Annotated in this window: 18 protein-coding genes; 1 reads left to right on the top strand and 17 read right to left on the bottom strand. The window is 52.9% G+C overall.

Annotated features, from left to right (window positions below):
• Positions 1 to 11: 11 nt before the first annotated feature.
• The 5 genes from ldtD to cmoM all read right to left on the bottom strand — a co-directional run bounded on the left by ldtD (position 12) and on the right by cmoM (position 9,272).
• Positions 12 to 1,763: a L,D-transpeptidase gene (gene ldtD / locus ACU8YC_RS08430; RefSeq protein WP_446895209.1), complete on the bottom strand. Its 1,752-nt coding sequence runs from the start codon at positions 1,761 to 1,763 to the stop codon at positions 12 to 14.
• A gap of 245 nt (positions 1,764 to 2,008) precedes the next feature.
• Positions 2,009 to 6,469 (bottom strand): chromosome partition protein MukB, encoded by a 4,461-nt coding sequence (gene mukB, locus ACU8YC_RS08435; RefSeq protein ID WP_187259758.1) that lies wholly within the window; start codon positions 6,467 to 6,469, stop codon positions 2,009 to 2,011.
• Positions 6,469 to 7,173: a chromosome partition protein MukE gene (gene mukE, locus ACU8YC_RS08440; RefSeq protein WP_016152457.1), complete on the bottom strand. Its 705-nt coding sequence runs from the start codon at positions 7,171 to 7,173 to the stop codon at positions 6,469 to 6,471. Before mukE ends, mukB begins: the two co-directional genes overlap by 1 nt.
• Positions 7,154 to 8,476 (bottom strand): chromosome partition protein MukF, encoded by a 1,323-nt coding sequence (gene mukF / locus ACU8YC_RS08445; RefSeq protein WP_151225136.1) that lies wholly within the window; start codon positions 8,474 to 8,476, stop codon positions 7,154 to 7,156. The genes mukE and mukF overlap by 20 nt, the downstream gene beginning before the upstream one ends.
• The gene (gene cmoM, locus ACU8YC_RS08450; RefSeq protein ID WP_210904894.1) at positions 8,469 to 9,272 is read right to left on the bottom strand and encodes a tRNA uridine 5-oxyacetic acid(34) methyltransferase CmoM; all 804 of its coding nucleotides are present in this window, start codon (positions 9,270 to 9,272) and stop codon (positions 8,469 to 8,471) included. The genes mukF and cmoM overlap by 8 nt, the downstream gene beginning before the upstream one ends.
• A gap of 135 nt (positions 9,273 to 9,407) precedes the next feature.
• On the opposite strand from cmoM, the gene elyC reads away from it, so the two are divergent.
• Entirely contained in the window at positions 9,408 to 10,184 is a 777-nt protein-coding gene (elyC, locus tag ACU8YC_RS08455) for an envelope biogenesis factor ElyC (RefSeq protein WP_210904893.1), read from the top strand.
• Here elyC and ACU8YC_RS08460 read toward each other — a convergent pair.
• The 12 genes from ACU8YC_RS08460 to serC all read right to left on the bottom strand — a co-directional run bounded on the left by ACU8YC_RS08460 (position 10,161) and on the right by serC (position 24,225).
• On the bottom strand, positions 10,161 to 11,054 hold the full coding sequence (locus tag ACU8YC_RS08460; protein WP_151217925.1) for a YcbJ family phosphotransferase: 894 nt from the start codon (positions 11,052 to 11,054) through the stop codon (positions 10,161 to 10,163). The genes elyC and ACU8YC_RS08460 overlap by 24 nt on opposite strands.
• 163 nt (positions 11,055 to 11,217) lie before the next feature.
• A complete protein-coding gene (gene kdsB / locus ACU8YC_RS08465; RefSeq protein ID WP_016152452.1) occupies positions 11,218 to 11,964 on the bottom strand; it encodes a 3-deoxy-manno-octulosonate cytidylyltransferase in 747 nt (248 codons plus the stop codon).
• Positions 11,961 to 12,143 (bottom strand): protein YcaR, encoded by a 183-nt coding sequence (gene ycaR, locus ACU8YC_RS08470; RefSeq protein ID WP_151217924.1) that lies wholly within the window; start codon positions 12,141 to 12,143, stop codon positions 11,961 to 11,963. Before ycaR ends, kdsB begins: the two co-directional genes overlap by 4 nt.
• Before the next feature lie 51 nt (positions 12,144 to 12,194).
• Positions 12,195 to 13,427 (bottom strand): winged helix-turn-helix domain-containing protein, encoded by a 1,233-nt coding sequence (locus ACU8YC_RS08475; RefSeq protein WP_187259760.1) that lies wholly within the window; start codon positions 13,425 to 13,427, stop codon positions 12,195 to 12,197.
• A 41-nt stretch (positions 13,428 to 13,468) separates the two neighbouring features.
• Complete coding sequence (gene lpxK / locus ACU8YC_RS08480) at positions 13,469 to 14,446, bottom strand: tetraacyldisaccharide 4'-kinase (protein WP_187252718.1); 978 nt, start codon at positions 14,444 to 14,446, stop codon at positions 13,469 to 13,471.
• Entirely contained in the window at positions 14,443 to 16,191 is a 1,749-nt protein-coding gene (gene msbA / locus ACU8YC_RS08485; protein WP_151217921.1) for a lipid A ABC transporter ATP-binding protein/permease MsbA, read from the bottom strand. The genes lpxK and msbA overlap by 4 nt, the downstream gene beginning before the upstream one ends.
• Positions 16,192 to 16,227: 36 nt before the next feature.
• On the bottom strand, positions 16,228 to 18,492 hold the full coding sequence (locus tag ACU8YC_RS08490; protein ID WP_151225130.1) for a ComEC family protein: 2,265 nt from the start codon (positions 18,490 to 18,492) through the stop codon (positions 16,228 to 16,230).
• A 206-nt stretch (positions 18,493 to 18,698) separates the two neighbouring features.
• On the bottom strand, positions 18,699 to 18,983 hold the full coding sequence (gene ihfB / locus ACU8YC_RS08495) for an integration host factor subunit beta (protein ID WP_003035780.1): 285 nt from the start codon (positions 18,981 to 18,983) through the stop codon (positions 18,699 to 18,701).
• Positions 18,984 to 19,142: 159 nt separating this feature from the next.
• Entirely contained in the window at positions 19,143 to 20,816 is a 1,674-nt protein-coding gene (gene rpsA / locus ACU8YC_RS08500; RefSeq protein ID WP_003035776.1) for a 30S ribosomal protein S1, read from the bottom strand.
• Positions 20,817 to 20,929: 113 nt separating this feature from the next.
• Positions 20,930 to 21,613, bottom strand: coding sequence for a (d)CMP kinase (cmk, locus tag ACU8YC_RS08505; RefSeq protein ID WP_005123561.1), 684 nt, complete (start codon positions 21,611 to 21,613; stop codon positions 20,930 to 20,932).
• Positions 21,614 to 21,784: 171 nt separating this feature from the next.
• Complete coding sequence (gene aroA, locus ACU8YC_RS08510; protein WP_446895210.1) at positions 21,785 to 23,068, bottom strand: 3-phosphoshikimate 1-carboxyvinyltransferase; 1,284 nt, start codon at positions 23,066 to 23,068, stop codon at positions 21,785 to 21,787.
• Between the two features lie 68 nt (positions 23,069 to 23,136).
• Positions 23,137 to 24,225 carry a 3-phosphoserine/phosphohydroxythreonine transaminase gene (serC, locus tag ACU8YC_RS08515; RefSeq protein ID WP_446895211.1) on the bottom strand — a complete coding sequence of 363 codons (1,089 nt, stop codon included), beginning with the start codon at positions 24,223 to 24,225 and terminating at the stop codon, positions 23,137 to 23,139.
• Positions 24,226 to 24,407 lie beyond the last annotated feature (182 nt).

Genomic DNA, 24,407 nt, shown 5'->3' on the forward strand with positions numbered 1-24,407 from the left:
AACTGCTTCATTTATCTGATTAATTGTTCAGCTTTTGACACAATTTGTGCACTGGATCGCGCTGTCAGATCGTAATTGTAAATATCTGTACGATACTGCGTGCGGCCATCCGGGCCAACAAATGCGGTCAGATAATAGAGGTTAACCGGAATATTCTGCCGGATATTCACGTATCGCGTATCCCCTTGCTTCAGGGCATCCGAGATGCGCGTATCATTCCATCCCGCATCCTGTAGCAGCATATTCGCTAACTCAGATGCCTTATTCACACGTACGCAGCCGGAGCTTAACGCCCGCGTATCCTTCTGGAACAGATTGTGGTTCGGCGTATCGTGCAGATAAATAGCATCCGAACTCGGCATATTGAATTTATAGCGCCCGAGCGAGTTACGTGCACCCGGAGCCTGCTGGAAGCGGAACGGCAAATTAGAGGCGGTGATGGTGGTCCAGTCAACCTGCCACGGATCTATCGTCTCTTTACTGTTCCAGCCGCGCATCACGGTATAGCCATGGCGTTCAAGATACCCCGGATCATTCCATAATTTAGGCAAGATATCTTTTCGGGCCAGCGTCGGCGGCACATTCCACGGCGGGTTAACGACCACATTATTCAGCGCACTGCTCATCATCGGCGTTTTACGATCGGGGCGCCCGACGATAACGCGCGAGGCTAGCACCTGATTTCCGTTCTGATAATAAACCAGCGAGTAGGCAGGAATGTTTACCATGATACCGGTAGACAGATCGCTCGGCAGCAGGCGCAAGCGTTGAATATTTAACGCCAGCACTCCCGCACGCTGAGCAGGCGTTACGTTCAGCCAGTCACGCGTCGCAGGGCCAATCGCGCCATCGGCGCCAAGCCCCTGCCATGTCTGAAACCGCTTTACCGCGTCGACAAGTTCACGATCGTAAGCGCTACGACCTTCTTTAGCAGACGTACTGACGGCAGACCCCAGCATTCCAGTACGGCGCAAAATTTCACGCAGCGCGGGAATGTCGTTACTCCACTCTCCCGGACGCAGCGTCGCGGTACTGGTTAACCGTGGCCAGGGTTGCGTATCGCTCACCAGCTTGAGTAGTGAGTCATGCATTACGGCGTACTGCGGATGCTGTGGCGCCAGGCTGGCGACGAACGACGTCAGTTGGCCGTTATCCAGCGCGACCTGCCACTGGTTGATCACAGAAATCGGCGGCGTCGTCAGCGCATAGGGCTTATCGCTATAGAGCCAGCGATTTCCTTTAACGGGAATATTGGCTATAAAGTGCAGATATCCCATCATTGCATCAGACAGCACAATGTCTCGCGCCTGGCCGGACACTGCCGGGTCAGTCAGAAGCGCAACCCAGGAGGTAAACTGCGGCTGAAACCCGGCAATCGCCACCTCGGCTAACTGTTGCTGAAAGGCTTTTACCGCATCACGATTTTCCCACATCGGTTTCATTTCGCGTGCGGCATACAGCAGTTCCAGCTGGTTCATATAAACCGGCGTGAAGCCCGCTGGAAGTTGAGATTGTAATTCGGCGCGGGCTTGATCAACGGACACGCCCTGCGGCAGCGGTTGAATTCCCGCCATGATAGCCGTCGCGGAAGATTGTACCTGCGGTTGCGATAACGCTGTTGGCTGTTCACTGACGCTCGCTGAGCTATCGCCAGGGATCATTTCAGGCTCATCGGCCTGCGCATTGAACAGTGGAGCGAATGTTACGGCCAGGCACAAACTGATTGCCGACAGCCGACGACCATACATTTTATTAAGCAACATCCCTTGCCCCCTGTTTTCTTTATCATACTCTATAGCCAGGCACCATTAACCGGGTGTGGAACGCCTGTAGACGCCAATACAACTGAAGTATGACGAGTAAGCCTGCATACCCGTCAGGCTTAACTTCAGTATATAAACTTCGCCAATGTTTTACCTGGTATAATGTAAAGAAGTTAAAAGAAATTGCACCTGCAATTGAGACTTTTCGGAAAAGAAGAAAGGCGGTCATTTGACCGCCTTTTTATTCAGCTTGCCTGCGAGGAGGCATCTTCGGTCCCTGGCAGCGGCTCAGGTAACTGAGGCGCAAACCCACGCAGACCAACCACGTGAACGTGTTCAGTGTTCTGGAAGACTTTACGCACCAGTTTGTAGGTTGTGCCTTTCTCCGGGCTGATGTTTTCCGGCGCGGCGATAATCAGCTGCATTTGCAGACGTTCGCACAGTTCAAACAGGGTCGCGATAGAGCGCGCATCAAGTCGCGCAGCTTCGTCAAGGAACAGCAGACGGCAAGGAGAAATATCTTTCCCGCGCAGTCTACGCCCTTCATCTTCCCAGCTTTGTACGACCATCACCAGAATAGACATCCCGGTACCGATCGCTTCCCCCGTTGACAACGCGCCTGATTCAGCACGCAGCCAACCGTCAGAACCTCGGTTTACCTCAACTTCCATCTCCAGATAGTTACGGTAGTCCAACAGCTCTTCACCTATGGTTTGCGGCGTACGCTGTCCCATGTCAATCTGCGGATTCAGACGTTGATACAGCTTCGCCAGCGCTTCAGAGAAGGTCAGACGATTGCTGTTAAACAGATCCTGGTGCTGCTCATGCTGCTCGGAAAGTACGTCCAGCAAGGTGGCATGGGTCTCACGTACGTTGACGTTCAGACGCACGCTGTTTACCTGGCCAAACGACACGCTTTGCAGCCCCTGGTTCAGCATGCGAATACGGTTCTGTTCGCGCTGGATCGTCTTACGAATAATATTCGCCACGCTGCGAGAGCTGATCGCCAGCTTCTGTTCGCGGGAGGTTAATTCTTCCGTCAGACGGCTCAGTTCAATCTCCATCTGTTCGATGGCTTCAACCGGATCGTCGGTACGGATAATATCCTGGCGAATACGTTCACGCAGATGTTGGTAAACCGCGACAAAGAACTGAATTTTACGCTCTGGACGTTTTGGATCTTCAGACATGCGCAGCACATCGCGCAGATGTTCGTTATCCGCAACGGCCAGACGCAGCGCGCCGAGCGCCTTATCCGACATAGAGCGCAGTTCATCACCGGACAGATACGCCAATTCACGACGGTGCAGACGACGTTCAACACCGTTGTCTTTCACCATTCGCATTACCGCACACCATCCCGCTTTCGCAGTAACCACCTGCTCGCGCATCTCAAAATAATCGCGTTCCAGCTTGCGCAGCTTGCGGGTCAGGTTATCCATCTCCGCTTCGCAGAAGGTCAGCGCTTTTTCCAGTTGGTTGCGACGAGCGCGGTTGTTACTGAGCTGCGCATGCAGTTCATCACGACGGATACGCGCACGCTCTTCGGCACCGCTGTCCGCGCGAACGCCAATGTCCTGCAGTTCACGTTGTAAATCGTTAAGCAGCTCTTTTTTGGTGTCGTACGAGCTTTTCAGCGACGCCATGACCTGATTGTACTGGCTTAACTGCGCGGCGTGGCTGCGCAAAGCTTCACGGGCGCGGGTACGTTCAGCTTCCGCCTGTTCAAGACGTTCACGCAGTTTTTCGTTTAGATCGCTGTTACCGCTCAGCATTTCGGCCGAGTCGGAATAGCTAAAGTGCGCCCGGCGCTGCACCACTTCGGTCAGGGCAAAAGCCTGCTGACGCGCATCGCGCTGCATCTGCTGGGAATATGCGTAGTCTTCCTTCAGTTGTTCAAACTGCTCAGGGTCATTTTGCAGAACCGAAACCATCGGCTCCAGTTTGGCTAACTGATTGCCGTGCTGCTGCACAAAACGCGCCGCTTCCTGAGCTTCATCCAGACGCTCACGAATTTCGTCCACACGATCGGCCAACGTGTCATCTGCCAACAGATTCAAACGCGGCAGCAGACGGTTAAGAGCAGAAACCCCCTCTTTCGCCTGTTCAAACTGCATACGGCTTTGCTGATTATCATTTTCATGATTGGTCAGCGCACGTTCCAGTTCAACGCGACGGCCATTCAGTTGACGAATTTCCGCTTCCGGGTCGGCTTCAAACGCCACCGACAGATGGCTGCCGATAAAGCGGCTAAACGCCTGGTGCAGACGTTGGGTTTTCTGGACGTCAAAGGAGAGCGTTGCAAAACGTTCAGACAGCCCTTCACGCTCGGCATGCAGGGTTTCGATACGGCTTTCGCGCGCGGCACGACCAAAAATCGGCACCGTCGGGAAGCGGGAATAACGCCATTGACGCTCGGCGGTTTTTACTACTACCGCTTTTTCCAGCTCATCAACGCTGAAAACGCTGTCATCAAACGACTGAGGATCCCCTTCGATGAAATAGAGATCTTCCGGACAATCCGTCAGTCCTTCAAGCTGTTCGGTGATCAGCGACAGATCCGGCACCACGATAGCATGACGCGAAGGACCGTACAGCGCAGAGAAGTACGGCGCATCTTCAAGGCTAACATCGTCATAGATTTCAGACAGCAGAACGCCGCCGAAGCGTTCCGCCAGCGCGTTCAGACGCTGATCTTCCGCCCCGCCCGGCTGACTTAAACGTTCAATCTCTTCATCAACCGCATTTTTGCGCGCGCCGACTTCATCACGCTCAACAATGGCTTCACGCTCGCGCTCCAGCAACTGCTGCAGGTACTCGGTGACGTCCTGGCTGGAGGTAAATTCTTCGCCACACTGCTCGCTAAGCTGGTTCAGGCTATTTTGCGCGGCCAGCCAGACAGGCGCACGCTTCATCAGATGCTGGATACGAGACTGAAGTTGCTCCTGCTCCTGACGCAACGTCATACGTTGTTCGCTGGCAGAAGAGACGCTGTCAGACAAGGCGGCGATACGTGCTTCCAGCTCCTGGTGCAGCGCTTCCAGCTCATCGATGTCGAACTGTTTACCCTGACGCTTGCAGAATTCAGCCAGCAGACGCTCGGCGTCTTGCTGTTCGCGCAGACGCTGCTCCAGCTCGCTGAGGCGCATACGTAACGGCTGAACCTGCTCCGCCAGATGGCGCTGCTCAACACCTTCCCGCAACAGTTCGCGCGCCACGCTCCAGGCTTCACCGCGCGCCAGCGGACCGTTGATAGCCGCCACCAGCTGATAAGCCTGCTCGAACTGGCTGTGCGCGGTTTGCGCCACGCTCATTTTTTGTTCCAGCGTCAGCAGTTTTTCCGTGGCTTCCTGCTCTTTCGCCTGGAACGTCTCCAGCCATTCGACAGCACTGTCGGGCGTCAGATCCGGTAAGTGACAGAGCTCTTTCGCCCGATTTAGCGCCTGAATCGCCTGAGTGTACTGGATGGCGCGCGTTTGCTGGACATCCAGCGCTTGCTGGTAATCGGCAAGCTGGCTTTTCAGCTCATCTACTTCCAGTTCGGCGGCTTCCGCGCGGGCTTCGTTTTCATCCTGGCGGTCAACGGCTTCCGCGACCACCTCATTTTGTTCTTCGAGACGAACCTGCAGTTCTTCGAGATCCGCTTCGTAGCGTTCAATTTTTTCCTGCTGACGCAGCGCGGTTTGCACCAGATTCAGGTGATCGCTCGCAGCCTGATAATCGGCTTCCAGATCGCCTTCAGCGCCGTTATGCTCACCCAGTTCACGCGCCATATCCACATGCTTATACTGCTCTGCGGCCAGTTGCTTGCGTGAGGTATGCAGCTCACGGCGATATTCCAGCGCTTTATCAAGATGGATACGACGTTCGTTGGCGTGGCGCATATAATCTGCGGCCACATAGTTGGTCGCCTCGCTGATCAAATGCTTAAACAGGTCGCGATCAGACTGGGTTACGCGAATCGCTTCCAGCGTCATGCGGTTTTCACGTAGCGCAGCTTCCATATCCTGGAACGCTTTACGCACCCCACCGTTTTCCGGTAGCAGGTAGTCACGCAGCGAGCGGGTAATGGCGCTGGAGATCCCGCCGTACAGCGATGCTTCAATCAGGCGATAGAACTTACTGCGGTCTGAGGCTGAGCGCAGACGACGGGCGATGATGCCCAGATCGAACATCAGCGAGTGATAATCGGTTATCGAGTTGAACTGCTTAAACTGCACGCCTTCCATCTCATCAAGCTTCTCTTTCAGCTCAGAGAGGGGCAGCACGCGCGCCTGGCGTTCATTCAGTGTTTCCGTTACCAGTTGGGTTGGCTGCACGGACATCGGCAGTCCCTGAATGGCAAACGGTTTGATATCCACTTTACGATCGCGGCCAGCAACCTGCTGCAGACGCACACCCACGACCACACGCTGATGGCGCGAGTTGAGGACGTCAAGCATTGAGTAACAGACACCCGCTTTCAGCTTACCGTGCAGGCCTTTATCACGTGAACCGCTGGTTGCACCGGCTTCGGTGGTGTTACGGAAATGCAGCAGGGTCAAGTCAGGGATAAGCGCTGTAACAAATGCCGCCATGGTAGTGGATTTACCCGCACCGTTACCGCCTGACAGCGTGGTAACCAGTTCATCAAGGTCGAACGTACGGGCAAAAAAACCATTCCAGTTAATCAGCGTAAGTGAGCGAAATTTACCGCGTTCAATCATTATTCTTCTTCTCCACTGTCCGGCTGATTCTCTTCGGGCTCATCGTTGAGCTGCAGGCGGTTCTCGACCGGCATCGCTTCGCCATCACGAATTAAGCGACGCTGTGCTTCGCGCGGATCGTCACCGCTGCGCACATCCGCGCCAAAGCGGAAGACTGATTCCGTAATTCGGAATTTGCTGCTGTCATGACCCATAAACCACACCATGCCTAAACGGCGCAGGCGGTTTAGCGAAGAACGAACCTTTTCCTGGAGTTTCTGGCGATCAACGTCCGAACCGGTTGAACGGTTGTTCACCAGCTTCAGCAGTTTGGCTTCATCCGCCAGCGTCAGCAGCTCGTCATACAGCTCTTGCTGGGTAAAAATCCCTTCGTTCGCCAGGCGTTCCGGGCTGAGGTAGAGATAACAAAGAATTTTACCGACCATCATGTCCAGTTCAGACAGAACCGAACGGGGAATGAGCGTCGTTGAACGTGGACGAAGGTAGAAGAACCCCTCCGGCGCACGGATCAATTCCACGTTATAGCGGCTGTAAAACTCTTCAAAATATTCCTGAAAATCCATCAGGAAGGCATGATTATCCAGTTCATCCAGGCCGATATGTCGGCCTGAACGTAAGGCGCTATCCAGCGCTGGAAATAACGGGTTCGCCAGCGCCTGCGCCAGCTTTACCGGCATCACTTGTTCAATATTTGTCAATGACATGCGCCTGTACCTTGGCTCCGTAATCATTAATCGGCTGCCATTTTGCGGGCAGTCCGGTGAAATCTGCTTGCGCTACGCCAAGACGTACCGCCTGATCAATAACAATACGCGCAACGTCGAAGTGACGGGCACGTGGGTATTGCGCCAGATACTCGCGCACGACCAAACCGAGATCCAGTGGTGTTTGTCTGGATTTGTAGATAGCCAGCTGTTCTTCGATGATCGCCGCCAGCTGTTCACGGATTTCGTTAAATTCTTCGTATTCCAGATCGGCCGGAAGCTCACCAGTGACCTCTTCGTCACGCAGTAGCATCTCTTCGTCGCGCATATCCAGCAGACGATCGGCGTTGGCATAGGTCAGCGCCCACGGTTCGTCAAAGTATGTCTGCACAGACTGGCGCAGACGCTGGGCAAAGACGCGGTTTTTATCCATATCGATCGCGGTACGGATAAACTTATGCACATGTCGATCGTAACCGATCCACAAATCAATAGATTGCTGGCCCCAACTGATAATGCGATCGAGCTTGCTTTGTAAGTCAAACACCAGCCGGTCGACAAAATGCAGATCGTCATGCGTCATCGTGGCGTCCTGAATGCGTAACAGGTTAGCCTGTAGCTTATCCCCTGCCGCTTCCAGCGTATCTTGCAATTCACGCAGCGTACCAGACGTTTCAGAAAGCAGCAGTTCACAGCTGGAAATCGCCGCTCGCCAGTCTTTGTTCAGCAACTGCGCGATATCGTCTTTTACCTGCTGCTGCTGTTCATCCATGATGCGCTGAGTCAGATCGATGCTGTCGAAAATCTCCGCCACCGAATATTTCAATGGCGCGTAGACGTTGCGATGCCAGTGAAACTCATCGCCACCTTCCGCCGCCGCATCCGCCGCGCGCTTCAGTTCACCGGCAACAATTGACAGCTGCATGGAAAGACGCAGCGTAGAGAATTCGCGCTGTCGAATATAGTAATCCGTGATGCCAATTCCGAGCGGCGTTAAACGATAAATGGCGTTGCCTTCAGCCTGCTCGCTGGTAAAGCGGTTCAGCAGACGTTGACGCACCATATCGTTGATCGCGTTGTTGGCGCGCACGCCGATGGTTTCGCTGGTTTGCTCAAACGCATCACTCACATGGCGGAACGCATCCACCAGCTCACCTTCACTCATCTCGCCGTCGAGTCGCTCACCGTTCAGTGTGGCGACAGCCAGCAGGAACGAAAGTCGGTCTACCGGCAGAGAGATGGAGAAGTCATTTTTTCTGGCCCAGGCAACCAGTTCGGGGACTGTCTGGGAAAATTCACTCATAAATTATCCTTGCATCTGCGGCTCGGGCCGGACGTTTAATCGCGGTGACGTGAATATAGCGCCCAAGGCTGATATACGGTTCCTGACGGCAATAGCGCGTTTCTAACTCAAGTAACATTTCGTAATCGTCATGCTGTTTATGCTTATCTCGCAGATAATCATGAAACACGCGGACGCCCGTTTTACCGGTAATTTGCCAACCGATCTCTTCCAGCCACTGGTAGACCTGCCCCGGATCGCGTGGGTAATCCGGTGAAAGCGTACGCTTTTTACGTTTCGGCATCCCCACCTGAACATAGTCAAAGTTCCCTGCGACCATGTTGTGCATCAACAGACCGTTAGCATTGTAGAACATTAACGACAGCGCGCCGCCAGAACGCAGCACTGACCATAAACTCTGCAACACGCCGACCGGATCTGTCACCCACTCCAGCACAGCATGAAACAATATCAGATCAACCGGGCTTTCCAAATGCGAAGCAACATCCTGAGCGGCGCATTGTATAAAATGCATGTTTCCGCTCACACCTTTTGCCTCTGTCGCCTGTTGCGCACGAGCGATCATCTCGCCTGACAGATCGCATAATGTGACAAAATGTCCACGTTCTGCCATTTTAATGGCCGTTTGCCCTTCACCACCACCGGCATCCAGAATGTGCAGTTTTTGCTCACCGAACGAGTCCAGTAATCGATCCAGATCCTGCCAAAGGATAGCCTGCCTTAGTTGACCTTTGGTGGTGCCGTAAATGTTACGGGAAAACTTCTCTGCAATGTCATCAAAATTGCGATCCCGCATCGGGCTCTCCACATACTGGCTTTAGGGTGACTAAGTAAAACCGCTATTTTGTCACACCCACGCCAAGAAGGAACCTTCCTGGTGTAATATCCCTGCAGATCCCCTGCTGTATGGTTAAAAAAGGAACCAAAAAGCATGCTTTTTACGCTGAAGAAAGTGATGGGCGGTATGATGCTGCCGCTGCCGCTGATGCTAATTATGATGGGTATAGGCCTGGCACTGATCTGGTTTAGCCGTTTTCAAAAAACAGGGAAAGTGTGTATTAGCCTGAGTTGGCTGGCGCTGTTACTTTTAAGTTTGCAGCCCGTCGCCGATAGCTTGTTGAAACCGATTGAGGATAGTTATCCAACCTGGCAGGATACACAAAAAGTGGAGTACATTGTGGTGTTGGGGGGCGGATATACCTGGAATCCGCAGTGGGCACCAAGTTCAAACCTGATCAACAACAGCCTTCCACGCCTGAGTGAAGGTATTCGCCTATGGCGCGCAAACCCGGGATCCAAGCTTATCTTTACTGGCGCTGCCGCAAAAACTAATAACGTCAGTACCGCAGAAGCTGGTGCACGCGTTGCGCAGTCGCTGGGGGTGCCAGCCGATGAAATAATCACCCTGGATCAACCGAAAGATACCGAAGAAGAAGCCGCCGCGGTAAAACAGGCCATCGGTAACGCGCCGTTCCTGCTGGTAACCTCAGCCTCACACTTGCCGCGAGCGATGATCTTCTTCCAGCAGGCCGGGTTACATCCTTTGCCAGCGCCAGCTAATCAGTTAGCGATTGATTCTCCGCTTAATCCGTGGGAACGCGCGATTCCTTCACCCATCTGGCTGATGCATAGCGACCGCGCGGGTTACGAAACGCTGGGGCGCATATGGCAGTGGCTAAAAGGTTCAGGCGAGCCACGGCAGCAGTGATTTCGTAGCCAGGTCAAAGTTTGAACGATTAAAACGCCCGGTGTTAACCAATTGCGCCACCTCATCCCATAACACATATAACCAGCGCCGCCAGATGAACGACTCCGCTACTGGCGCGCGCTGCAGGTATTGCCATAGCAGGCTTTCCGCCAGCGCATTATCCATTAAACGGAACAATTCATATTCCCTGGGTGCCCACAGCATCAAACCGGGTCCCACCATGGCCAGAAGCTGATCGCTACGGGCGTCTTTAAGCATGCTGCGTAAACTGAAATTACCATGGATCAACACGCAGTTATCATTGAATCCTTCAAATAAAGCGGGCAAACACTCGCGGGTCCGAAACAGGATCCGCTTGTCCTGCATCGTCAGCCCGGTATTGTTGAACTGACTTAACGTAGTCCACAGCACCTCAACTCGTTGACGATACCAGGATGGCCAGACATTCTCTTGCGTGTTATCCACCATTCCCACGCAGCCACGGCTATCCTGCCGATGCCATGACAGCAGACCTTCTACAATCTGATCCTTTAAATGTTCCCAACGTTCGGGCGTTCGGGCTGGCGCTTCAACCGGCACCCCGCGTAAACGTTCAAGCAGTAGCACATCGGGACCGGGATGCTCCTCGTGCGTTAAGACTCCATAAATAACGGGCATACGTACCGTTCCACTGCGCGCCAGCATCGAAGTTTTCCATGCCAGCTGCTGCGCCATACCCGGCGTAGTGAAACTTCTTGCCATCAGCGGCATTGGATTTCCCTGGCTGTCGTACAGTGCCCACAGGGCCGTATCCACTTTTTCATTCACGCATTCTATACGACTGAGTTTTTCGCCCAGCAGATGGCTGAGTTCGGCACGCAACTGTTCCATTTCAGATTGCCCTCATTAATGCTACTGCTTTCATAATGAGCGTCGTGCAGACAGATGTCACCCGGATGAGATCAATTGATGAAAAGAAAAGTGGAGGGAAAACGTAACGATACGACACTCCTCCCAAAAATTCGCATCACCGGGGGGAGTGTCATGAGAAAAACTAACGCATTTCAGCGCGCACGCGTTCAAGGTCTTCGGCAGTGTCTACGCCGGTTCCGGGGACTTCTTTTGCGACGGCAACGTGAATTTTTTCGCCGTACCACAGCACGCGTAACTGCTCCAGCATTTCAATATGCTCAAGCGGGCTGGGCTGCCAGTTAACATAGCGGCGGATAAACCCGGCACGATAGCCGTAAATACCCAAATGACGCAGGAAGGTGTCACCCACCGTTTCCAGGCTTTTGGCGAAACGGTCACGATCCCACGGAATGGTCGCGCGTGAAAAATAGAGCGCATACCCTTCGGCGTCCAGAACAACTTTTACCGCATTCGGATTAAAGGCCTCTTCCGCGCTGTGAATCGGGGCTGCAAGGGTCGCCATACCAACCTGGCGCTGCGCCAGATTCTCAGCGACCTGGCGAATAATGACCGCCGGGATCATCGGCTCATCACCCTGGACGTTCACAATAACGGTATCGTCGCTAAAGCCACATTTCTCGACAACTTCCGCCAGGCGCTCCGTACCGGACTGGTGATCCGCGCGAGTCATACATACTTCACCGCCTACCGCTTCTACCGCGCGAGCAACATCTTCGTGATCGGTCGCAACGATGATGCGTTCGGCTCCAGATTCACGCGCACGCTCCAGGACATGCACGATCATTGGCTTGCCGTTGATATCCAGTAGCGGCTTGCCCGGCAGACGAGTGGACGCATAACGCGCAGGAATAATGACCACAAAACTCATGATTTACTCTCATCAGCAGTCAGAATGCGGGCTTCGGTTTCCAGTAACACGGGAATGCCATCACGCAATGGGAAAGCAAGGTTATCCAGTTTACAAATCAGTTCCTGTTTTTCCTGGTTAAACCAGAGTTTGCCATTGCATACCGGGCAGGCAATGATTTCAAGCAGACGATGATCCATAGTTCCTCCAGATGGACCGGATTGTGAATCCGTAAATATTAACATAATCGCTTACAGGGCTGGGTCTATTTCCCAACCATGGCGTGCATCAGCAAATAAACCTTCAGGATAGCGCCCCAGCGTTACGCGAGTTGCCTGCTGCCAGCGGGCAAAATCATCAATCGCCTGAAACAATCCTTTTCGCAAAGTGCCCCCTGGTTTGACGCCATCCTGCAACCACAGCGAAATAACCTCCAGTACGCCCGTTTTGCGGTGCATTTTGGCATCCATCCGCCCAACCAACTGCCCGTGATGCAGCAACGGCAAGACAAAATAACCATATTGACGTTTCGGCGCTGGCGTATAGCATTCCAGCCGATAGCTAAAGTCGAATAGCTGCTCTGCCCGTTTACGATCCCAAACCACCGGATCAAAAGGCGATAAAACAGCGCTATGGGTCGCCGTTAATTTACCCGCCAGCGCCTGTTCCAACTGCGGCTGAAGGTGACTATGCAGCCATAGCGTTCCCAGCCCTTCAACGTCGACAGGAATAATTTGTTGCTGTTCTTTGCGCACCTCACACCAGCTTTTTAGCGCCGGGCGCTTCAGTCGGTAATAGTCTGCCAGCCACTGTTCGCGAAAAATCCCCAGACTGCGGGCGCTGTTATCCAGCATGACGCTTTCAGCATCTTCCTGCGAAAGTAGGTCGCGTTCATCATCCCAGTGCGGCATGACGCGATGGGTTAAATCATACACGCGCTGGAAATTACGCCGTTCAACTACCATGACTTTCCCGGCAGTGAACAAGCCTTCAAGATGGCGTTTGTGCGGTTTCCATTCCCACCAGCCGCTGGCACCCTTGCGCGGATGCTCAAAATCGACAGAGCGTACTGCTCCGTTATGCTGGATGTGCTGGAGCAGTTGCTCGATCTCCTGCGCATGTTCTTTCATCCACGCCGCTTGATACTTCCAGCCCATTTTCTCCGGGGCCAGCATGCGGTGGCGGATCAACATAAAGTCGCTGCGTGGCAAAAAGCAGGCCTCATGCGCCCAGTATTCGATCAATTCACCCTGCAGGAGTGAGTCATCCAGCCACTGGGGCGAGTAATTGCCCAAACGACTAAACAGCACCAGATAGGGGCTACGCGCGACAATATTGATGGTATCGATTTGCAGTAACGACATGCGCGAAATGGTGGGAAGAATATCTGCAGGCGTTGCCCGGCGGCGTGTTTTTTTCAGCAGCCCCTGGGCCGCAAGGTGAAGATGGCGGGCATCCGTCAGAGAAAGACGCGGCAACGACATTTATGGCCTCATAAATGATTCGCTGCCGCAGTATGAACCCGTTAGCGAGTCAGCGAGATTAAGCTATCCAGCAACACGTCAGGCCGGTCGCCTGACAAATGAGCGTCAACCGGTAAATACCACCAGTTTTCATCAGCAAATGCACGACATTTAACCGCATCTTTTTCCGTCATCACCAGCGTTTGTCCGGGGTTGGCAAGCGCGCTGACCTCACTGTAGGTCAGAGACTGATGGTCTGCCAGCGCGATACATTTTTGCACTCTGGCCCCACACGCTTCCAGTGTGGCGAAAAAACGCGGTGGATGGCCGATGCCCGCCATAGCGACAATATTGGGCAGGAGCGCCACATCGCGGCGTTCGCCCGTGCGTAAATTAACCGCCAGTCCAGGTTCAAGTCGCATCGGGATTTCCCCTGGCTGCGCAACTCCACCGTTCACAATAGTCGCATCTACCGATTTAAGGCGACCTGCGCGTTCCCGCATTGGGCCTGCGGGAAGCCACCAGCCATTGCCAAACCGACGTTCACCATCAATAACCACGATTTCAACATCCCGCGCCAGACGATAATGCTGTAGACCATCGTCCGTCACAATGATCTGCACGTCGTGATGGGCCAAAATGGCTTTTACCGCATCCGATCTTACCGGGGATACCGCTACCGGCACGCCGGTACGTTGGGCTATCAGCACAGGTTCATCACCCGCTTCTGCGGTGGTGGTCTCTGCAGTCAATACCAACGGGTAAGCAGCCGCTTTCCCACCGTAACCACGCGACACTACGCCCACGCGAATCCCGCGTTGCTGCAGTTGTTCAACCAGCCAAATTACCACCGGTGTTTTGCCATTGCCGCCGGCTGTAAGGTTTCCGACCACCACAACCGGTACTGGCGCGCGCCATGCGCGTTTCAGCCCAAGCTTGTAGCATAGGCGGATCCCGCCACTCACCAGGCCATACAGCCAGGAGAGTGGAAGTAACAGCCGCCACAGTGGCGACTCACCAGACCAGATTCGTGCGATCATTGGCCGAATTGCATTTTGTGTAATTGCGCATAGACCCCGCGCTGCTCAATCAGCTCGCTATGGGTTCCACGTTCAACAATAATACCGTCTTCCACCACGATGATTTCGTCCGCTTGTTCAATGGTAGAAAGACGGTGAGCAATCACCAGGGAAGTACGGTTTTTCTGAAGTTCATCCAGAGCAGCCTGAATCGCGCGTTCGGATTCTGTATCGAGAGCCGACGTTGCTTCATCAAGGATCAGAATCGGGCTGTCACGCAACAAGGCGCGGGCGATAGCGATACGCTGGCGCTGGCCACCGGAAAGCAGGACGCCGTTTTCGCCAATCACCGTATCCAGCCCATTATCCATCTTATTGATGAAATCCATGGCGTAGGCCATCTGTGCCGCTTTTTCGATCTGCTCGCGACTGTACATATCGGTACGCGCGTAGGCGATGTTGTTGGCGACTGTATCGTTAAACAGGTGCACATTCTGCGAAACCAACGCGACCTGATCGCGCAGGGACGCCAGGGTATATTCGCGCAGATCGTGTCCGTCCATCAGAATCTGCCCTTCATCGATATCGTAGAAGCGCGTAATCAGGCTGGCGATGGTGGATTTACCAGATCCCGAACGGCCAACCAGAGCAACGGTTTTGCCCGCTGGAATGTTCAGGTTGATGTCGCGCAGAGCCGGTGCTTCACGTCCTGGATAGGTGAAAGTCACATTGCGGAACTCGAGATCGCCGGTCGCACGTTCGATAACGCGTTTACCTTCATCTTTTTCCTGTTCGCTATCCAGAATAGTAAATAAAGTCTGGCATGCTGCCATACCGCGCTGGAACTGCGCGTTGACGTTAGTCAGCGATTTTAACGGACGCATCAGCGCGATCATTGAGGAGAAGACAACGGTAATTGTCCCTGCCGTCAGGTTTTCCATTACGCTTGGGAAGCTGGCCGCATATAACACGAAGGCCAGCGCCAAAGACGCAATCAGCTGGATGATAGGGTCAGAGATAGAAGAGGCAGAAACCATCTTCATCCCCTGCAGACGCATCTTGTTGCTGACTTTATCAAAGCGCTTGGTTTCGACTTCCTGGCCACCAAAAATCAAAACTTCTTTGTGGCCTTTCAGCATCTGCTCCGCACTGGTCGTAACCTGCCCCATGGTGTTTTGCATGTTTTTACTGATGTTACGAAAGCGCTTGGAAACCACTCGGATTGCCACTGACACAATTGGCGCCAGCACAATCAGGATCAATGACAGCTGCCAGCTGTAATAGAACATCATGATAAACAGGCCAATAATCGAGGCACCTTCACGTACCACGGTGATTAGCGCGCCAGAAGATGATGACGCGACCTGCTCTGAATCATAGGTAATACGTGACAGCAGCGTACCTGTAGACTGCTTATCAAAGAAGGAGACCGGCATGCCCATCATGTGACCAAACAGGCGGCGGCGCATGGTCATAACCACTTTGCCTGACACCCATGAGATACAGTAGCTGGAGACATAGCTGGTTAAGCCACGAACTATCATCAGTCCAATGACCACCAGCGGCATCCACAGCAGCACTGAGCGATCGGTTTTACCAAAACCATCATCCAGTAATGGCTTAAGGAGCGATAACATGAAGGTATCGCTGGCCGCGTTAAGGACTAACGCTATACCCGCCACGATCAGACCCGATTTAAAAGGCGCTATGGTTGGCCATAGTCGGCGAAACGTCTGCCACGTAGAGAGATCTTTATCGTTATGCATTCAAAAAACCGGCATTTGTTAGAATAGCCGCATATTCTACCCGTTATCCTCCGACACGCCAAACCACTGATGATACCAACGAGGTAAAATCTGATCCCGCAAGCTGTGTATTCGCCAGTTGTTTTGATAGAAATCCAGCGTGATCTGCCCCTGATGTGGTGTATCCAGCCATTGATAATTTTGTTGTTGATAACGCTGTTTCACCTTCCAGGACGGTAGACGCCAGGCATTGTAACGGGATGCTGAGGCTAACGCAGCCTGTCCGCCGACCCGCTGAATCAACGCCAGTGATGATGAGGTATTGCTGCCATGATGTGGAACCTGCACCACCGTAGACTGCAGATGCTGCCAGTAGTGACTTAGCATTTTTTGTTCAGCGGGAGACTCAATATCGCCGGTCAGCAGAATACTCTGATACCCATCATCAACTTTAACCACGCAAGAGTGGTTATTCCCTACATCTGTATTGCCACGCACCGGCCAGTGCGCACTAAAGGTTAATCCTTGCCATCGCCAACTTTCCCCGCGAAAACAGGGCAGATGCCCTTCCCAACCTAGCGGACTTCTTATCCATAGCGACGGCCAGGCTTTCTGCAGCGAGCCTAACCCGCCCCGGTGATCCATATGCTCATGGCTTAAAATTACCCCTTCCGGCTCCAGATTGTGCCAGCGTAACCAGGGAATAATCAGCTGTTGCGCGCTATCACCTTCAGGCCATGCCAGACCTGTATCATAAAGCAGCGCTTTCCCATTACGCTCAATCACCATCGCCAGCCCCTGCCCGACATCCAGCATATGCACTTGCCACACATCAGTACGTGAGGTACGCCAGAATGGCCCACTCAATATAATCAGCACCGTGAAACAGACCACCGGTAGCGTACGCAAGATATTTAGGCGCCATGCGATGATCGTCAGTCCGGGTAAAAATGCAAACCCTTGCCAGCGTGCATCAATATTGGTCCACCCTTCAGGCAGGCTCCTGAGTCCCCAAAACAGCAGCGCCAGAGAGCGATCGGCTAAAAACCACAGGCCCGATTCAACCATCACCAGCCCGGTTAAATGCACGATCATGCCTGCTAATATCAAGGGTACGGCAATAAACGTGACCAGCGGTACGGCAAACAAATTCGCCAGAAAAGAGGTCAGACTGAAACCGTGGAACATCGCGATTTGCACCGGCAGAAGCAGAAGCGTAATGCCCAGTTGCAGATGAGCAAGCGCCAGGAATTGACGTCCAACGAACGATAACGGCCAATTTGGCGCAGGAACCCATTGATACCAGAACAGCAGCGCTGCAACGGCAAAAGCAGACAACCACAGACTTTGTGAAAGAACGGCGACAGGATCTACCACCAGAATGGCTGCCAGACAACAGATCCACACCGACCATCCATTCCACTGCCTGCCGCTGAGTTTTAGCGCCCCCCAGACCAGCAGCGCAACAACCGTCCGTAATGCCGGGGGTTGCAACCCCGTTAGCCAGGCATAGAATGTTGCACAGACGATCCCCCCTACTAACGGAATCTGCCAGCAAATCCACCTGGTTGGCATGAAAAATTGGCCCGCGCGAATTATTCCTGCAGCCAGAAGGGCGGCAAATGCAATATGCAGCCCGGAAATCGCCATCAAATGCGCCGTGCCGGTATCACGCATAATGTATTTCACCTCTTGCGACACGGACAAGCGCTCCCCCATTCCCAGCCCCAGTATGACCTGCTGCCAGGAGAAATCAGCAAGCGTGGTTTTCAACGAGGCAAGATACTGCGCTCGCAGGCTACATTGTGGTGTGATAACCGAGGCCTGCGAAAATCGTCCCGTCAAGGGTTGGTGCTGCGCCAACGCATAACGCTGGCTATCAAATCCTCCCTCGTTCAATTGGCCGTGTACGGCACGGACCTTCAGCGTCATCGCCCATGTCTGACCCGCACAAACGTCACCAGGTAAGTACTGTCCATACAGGATAATTCCGACGGAGGGAAAGAGGCGTTTCCCCTGCAGATGCGTAATCTGACCATAGTGCGTCGTCATATTGTCAGTTCCGGTTATCCGCACAACAGCTTGCTGGGTTTTCGCAGGGAGCGTATTACCAGCCCACAGAGCATCTTTTGCTGCCAGGATGCCCCAAAGAAAGAACAGTAGGGTTATTCCGGCAAAACGCAAATGCCTACAGGAAAAAAGACAGAGTACACACGCCAGACAAAATACAACGCTGATGCACAGCATGCCTGGCAGCACGGGTAATAATATAAGCGGGAGAATGCCGAATAATGCGCACGTACTAACCGTTGTTATTTTCATCAATTACCTCCCTGTAGCAGGGAGTGTGCAGCACTCTTCGACAGTTGTCTGGCAACAATTTATCGTTATACGGCGTGCGTTCCGCTGACATTTAGCGGCGGAAGTAACGTACAAATTAACTGGGATGAGGATTCCGGAAGTAGCAAACAGAAATGAAAAAAGCACCCATGCGGGTGCTTTTCTCGGCGTTAAGTTTCGCTAAAAACTTAACCGTAAATATTGGCGCGATCGCGCAGTTCTTTACCTGGTTTAAAGTGCGGAACGTATTTTCCTTCCAGGTCCACTTTATCGCCGGTCTTCGGATTACGTCCGGTGCGTGGTGCGCGGTAATGCAAAGAGAAGCTGCCGAAACCGCGGATTTCAATACGCTCGCCCTGCGCAAGAGTCGAGGCCATATGTTCCAGCATCTCTTTAACTGCATCTTCAACCGCTTTCGCGGGAATATGAGGTTGCTGGGTTGCAAGTCTTTCAATCAATTCTGACTTGGTCATGATTCCTCCGGTTCCTTAAAGGCATAATTAGCTGCTGCATTGATTAAGGGCGGCCGTAGCCGCCCTTTGTCATTGATTACAGGACGAATCCTGTAATCTGTCAAGCTACTCGTCACCCTTTGTGCTGTTAACAGCACAAAGGATTTAGAGCACTCGATATTACTCGCCTTTAGCTGCTTTGAAAGCTTCAGCCATTGCGTTGTTAGAGAAGTTAGCATCTTCCTGTTTGTTAACAGTTGCGATTGCATCTTTCTCATCAGCTTCGTCTTTAGCACGAACAGACAGGCTGATTGCACGGTTCTTACGATCAACGCCGGTGAATTTCGCTTCAACGTCGTCGCCTACGCTCAGAACCAGAGTTGCATCTTCAACGCGGTCACGGGAAGCTTCAGAAGCGCGCAGGTAACCTTCAACGCCGTCAGCCAGTTCTACGGTTGCGCCTTTAGCGTCAACTGCAGTGACTTTACCGTTTACGATTGCGCCTTTCTTGTTCAGTGCAACCCAGTTGTTGAACGGATCTTCTGCGAGTTGTTTAACGCCCAGAGAGATACGCTCACGCTCTGCGTCAACCTGGAGAACAACGGCTGCGATTTCGTCGCCTTTTTTGTATTCACGAACTGCTTCTTCGCCTGCAACGTTCCAGGAGATGTCAGACAGGTGAACCAGGCCGTCGATGCCGCCGTCCAGGCCGATGAAGATACCGAAGTCAGTGATAGACTTGATTTTACCTTCAACACGGTCGCCCTTGTTGTGGGTTTCCGCGAACTGCTGCCATGGGTTGTTTTTGCACTGCTTCAGACCCAGGGAGATACGACGACGTTCTTCGTCGATATCCAGAACCATAACTTCCACTACGTCGCCAACGTTAACAACTTTGGACGGGTGGATGTTTTTGTTGGTCCAATCCATTTCGGAAACGTGAACCAGGCCTTCAACGCCTTCTTCGATTTCAACGAAGCAGCCGTAGTCGGTCAGGTTGGTCACGCGACCAGTCAGTTTGGTACCTTCCGGATAACGCTTAGCGATAGCTACCCATGGATCTTCGCCCAGCTGTTTCAGGCCCAGTGATACACGAGTACGCTCGCGGTCGAACTTCAGCACTTTAACAGTGATTTCGTCGCCAACGTTTACGATTTCGCTCGGATGCTTAACGCGTTTCCATGCCATGTCGGTGATGTGCAGCAGGCCGTCAACGCCACCCAGATCAACGAATGCACCGTAGTCAGTGAGGTTCTTAACGATACCTTTAACTTCCATGCCTTCCTGCAGGTTTTCCAGCAGCTGATCGCGTTCTGCGCTGTTTTCGGATTCGATAACGGCACGACGGGAAACAACAACGTTGTTACGCTTCTGATCCAGCTTGATTACTTTGAATTCAAGCTCTTTGCCTTCCAGGTGCAGCGTGTCGCGGACCGGACGAACGTCTACCAGAGAACCCGGCAGGAACGCGCGAATACCATTCAGCTCAACAGTGAAGCCACCCTTGACTTTGCCATTGATAACACCAGTAACGGTTGCAGCTTCTTCGTAAGCTTTTTCCAGCGTGATCCAAGCTTCGTGACGTTTAGCTTTTTCACGGGACAGCAGGGTTTCACCGAAGCCGTCTTCTACTGCATCCAGAGCAACGTCAACTTCGTCACCAACCTGGATTTCCAGCTCGCCCTGGGCGTTTTTGAACTGCTCTGCCGGAATGGCGGACTCAGATTTCAGACCAGCGTCAACCAGTACTACGTCTTTGTCGATAGCAACAACAACACCACGAACGATGGAACCCGGACGGGTTTCGATTTCTTTTAAGGATTCTTCAAACAGTTGAGCAAAAGATTCAGTCATGTTTAATCTTCAGGTTTCATATTTAACGTCCACCTGGCTCCGTGCCGGATGGGGTTGTTTAACATACCCGCTGTCAATCCATTGCAACGGGGGTACTGCAAATTCGGTCGCACTTAAGCGAGAGCCAGTTTTTGGCGCGCGTATTGTAACGCTTTTTCAATCACTTGCTCAATGCTTAATCGGGTTGAATCCAAAACTAAAGCATCAGCAGCGGGAACAAGCGGCGCTACAGCACGATTACGATCGCGGTAATCGCGTTCTTCGATCTCGGCCAAAAGGCGTTCAAAGTTAACACTAAAGCCCTTTTCCTGCAACTGTAGCATACGTCTGTGCGCACGTTCTTGCGAGGAGGCGTCCAGAAAAATTTTCACCGGAGCATCCGGGAACACCACGGTTCCCATGTCACGCCCGTCGGCAATCAGGCCGGGCGCTTCACGAAATGCGCGTTGACGGCGTAACAGCGCTTCGCGCACGCGAGGAAACGCAGCGACCTGAGAGGCGGCATTCGCCACTTCCTGGGTGCGGATTTCGCCGCTAACATCTTCGCCTTCCAGAATGACTTCCAGGTTGCCGTCCGTTGAGATAAAACGCACATCCAGGTGTGAGGCAAGCGGTACCAGAGCATCTTCAGAAGTGACATCAACATGGTGATGCAACGCTGCGAGCGCCAGTACGCGGTAGATCGCGCCTGAATCTAACAGATGCCACTGCAATGCTTCCGCCATTGCCTTGCACAAGGTGCCTTTTCCTGCACCGCTTGGGCCATCAATGGTAATAACCGGGGCAATTGCCGTCATCTTTTTCTCCTTAAACGGGCATACGTTAACGTGAACGCCGCGCATTATACGCGCCAACGACAACGAACGTTATCTTTGTGTGAAAAATGCAGAATCATTGAAGCTGAGTGTAGAATAAATAGACAGCCGGAGATGACGGAATGTGCCGCACCCAAGGGTGCGGCAATAAAATCAGACAGGTGTACTAATACGCGCCAGCTGTTCGAAATAATCCGGGAAGGTTTTGGCAGTACATTTAGGGTCCAGAATGGTTACCGGCGTGTCAGACAACGCCACCAGCGAGAAACACATCGCCATGCGGTGATCGTTGTAGGTCGCGATATCTGCAAACTGTAACGTCGCTGGCGGTGTAACGCGAATATAGTCCTCGCCCTCTTCCACCGTCGCCCCCACTTTACGCAACTCGGTCGCCATCGCGAACAGGCGGTCGGTCTCTTTGACGCGCCAGTTGTAGATATTACGTAAGGTTGTGGTGCCTTTAGCGAACAACGCAGCCGTGGCAATGGTCATCGCCGCATCGGGAATATGGTTCATATCCATATCTACTGCATTCAGCTCACCGTGAGTACAGGCAATAAAGTCATCACCCCAGGTGATTTTCGCCCCCATTTTTTCCAGTACATCAGCGAAGCGAATATCACCCTGCATACTGTTGCGGCCAATCCCGGTGACTTTTACCGTACCGCCTTTAATAGCGCCTGCCGCGAGAAAATAGGAAGCTGATGAAGCATCACCTTCAACCAGATATGCACCCGGCGACTGATACTGCTGCTGACCCTGCACGACAAAGCGCTGGTAGTTCTGATTCTCAATTTCGACACCAAACGTTTTCATCAGGTTCAGTGTGATATCAATGTAAGGTTTGGATACCAGCTCGCCTTTAATGACGATCGTCGTGTCCTGCGGCGCCAGCGGCGCAGTCATCAGCAATGCCGTGAGGAACTGGCTGGATACGCTGCCGTCAACCTCAACCTGTCCTCCGGTGAAACCACCGCGCAGACGTAAAGGCGGATAGTTTTCCTGCTCCAGGTATTCAATGTTGGCTCCGCCCTGGCGTAGCGCATCAACCAAATGACCAATCGGGCGCTCTTTCATGCGCGGTTCGCCCGTCAGCACGATGTCATTGTTGCCCAGGCACAGCGCTGCGGCCAGCGGGCGCATTGCGGTTCCGGCATTGCCAAGGAACAGCTCCACAGCACCTTCTGCATGCAGCGCACCGCCATTACCGATTATCTCGCAACGCGTGCGATCGGCTGAAAGGGTATAGATAATCCCTAACGCATTCAGAGCATTAAGCATATGGCGGACATCATCGCTGTCCAACAGGTTGGTCAGAACAGTGGTGCCATTTGCTAATGCAGCCAGCAGCAAAGCGCGGTTAGAAACACTTTTGGATCCAGGCAGATTGATGGTGCCATCCACCCGCGCAATGGGTTGTAACGTCAGGGATTCCATGAAACTCGACTCTCAAAAACAGACATAAAAACCCCACAGGTTGGCTGTGGGGATGAAAATAAAGCTGATTAACCGCGGCGACGCTCGAAATCGACCATGAAATCGGTCAGCGCTTTTACACCTTCCAGCGGCATTGCATTGTAGATGGACGCGCGCATACCGCCGACCACACGATGCCCTTTCAGCGCATGCAGGCCCGCAGCGAAAGACTCTTCCAGGAAGAGTTTATCCAGCGTGCTATCAGCCAACTGGAACGGGACGTTCATGCGAGAACGGTTCGATTTCGCCACGTCATTACGGTAGAAATCGCTGTTATCGATTACGCCATACAGCAGTTCCGCTTTTTGCTGGTTAATTTTATCCATCGCGTTAACACCGCCCTGCTCTTTCAGCCATTTAAAGACCAGGCCAGACAGATACCAGGCAAAAGTTGGCGGCGTATTAAACATGGAGTCGTTGTCATTCAGCACGGTATAATCGAGGATTGACGGGCAAGACACATGGGCCTTACCCAGCAAATCTTCACGCACGATGACAATCGTCAGCCCCGCCGGGCCAATGTTTTTCTGCGCTCCGGCATAAATTACGCCATAGCGGCTAACGTCAATCGGTGCGGAAAGAATGGTCGAGGACAGATCCGCCGTAACCACCACGCCGCTGGCAAAATTCGGCGTTTCATCGATCGCAATGCCATCGATGGTTTCATTCGGGCAATAGTGCAAGTACGCCGCATTGTCAGAAAGCTGCCATTCACTCATCGGCTTAACGGCACGCAGTCCGTCAACGGTGACTTTGGCGTCGATAACGTTTGGCGTACAGTACTTCTTCGCTTCTTTAATTGCACTGGCGGCCCAATACCCAGCATCCACGTAATCCGCCGTGGTTTTGTCACCCAGAATATTTAACGGGATACCCGCGAATTGCCCACGGCCACCGCCATGGCAGAACAACACTTTATAGTTGGAGGGGATACTGAGAAGATCGCGAAAATCCTGCTCTGCTTCCTCTGCGACTTGAATGAATTCTTTGCCACGGTGGCTAATTTCCATCACCGACGTGCCAAGACCGTTCCAGTCGCGAAGATCCTGTTGAGCCAGTTTAAGTACTTCTGCCGGTAGCATTGCCGGACCTGAACTAAAATTGAAGACCTGAGCCATTTCCCCTCACCACGTTGTGTTGTTGTCCAATCAACATCCTGTCATTGACGATAATCCGGTGACAGATATTGGTATAAGTTATTCCTGTGGATATCGGTTTTATCATTCAGTGACACGCGCCGCAATGGGTAAAAATGACCAGGGTAAAAATGTGTCGTTGGTCACACAACAGAATCTATCGG

This window comes from Citrobacter sp. VF227 (assembly GCF_052950715.1).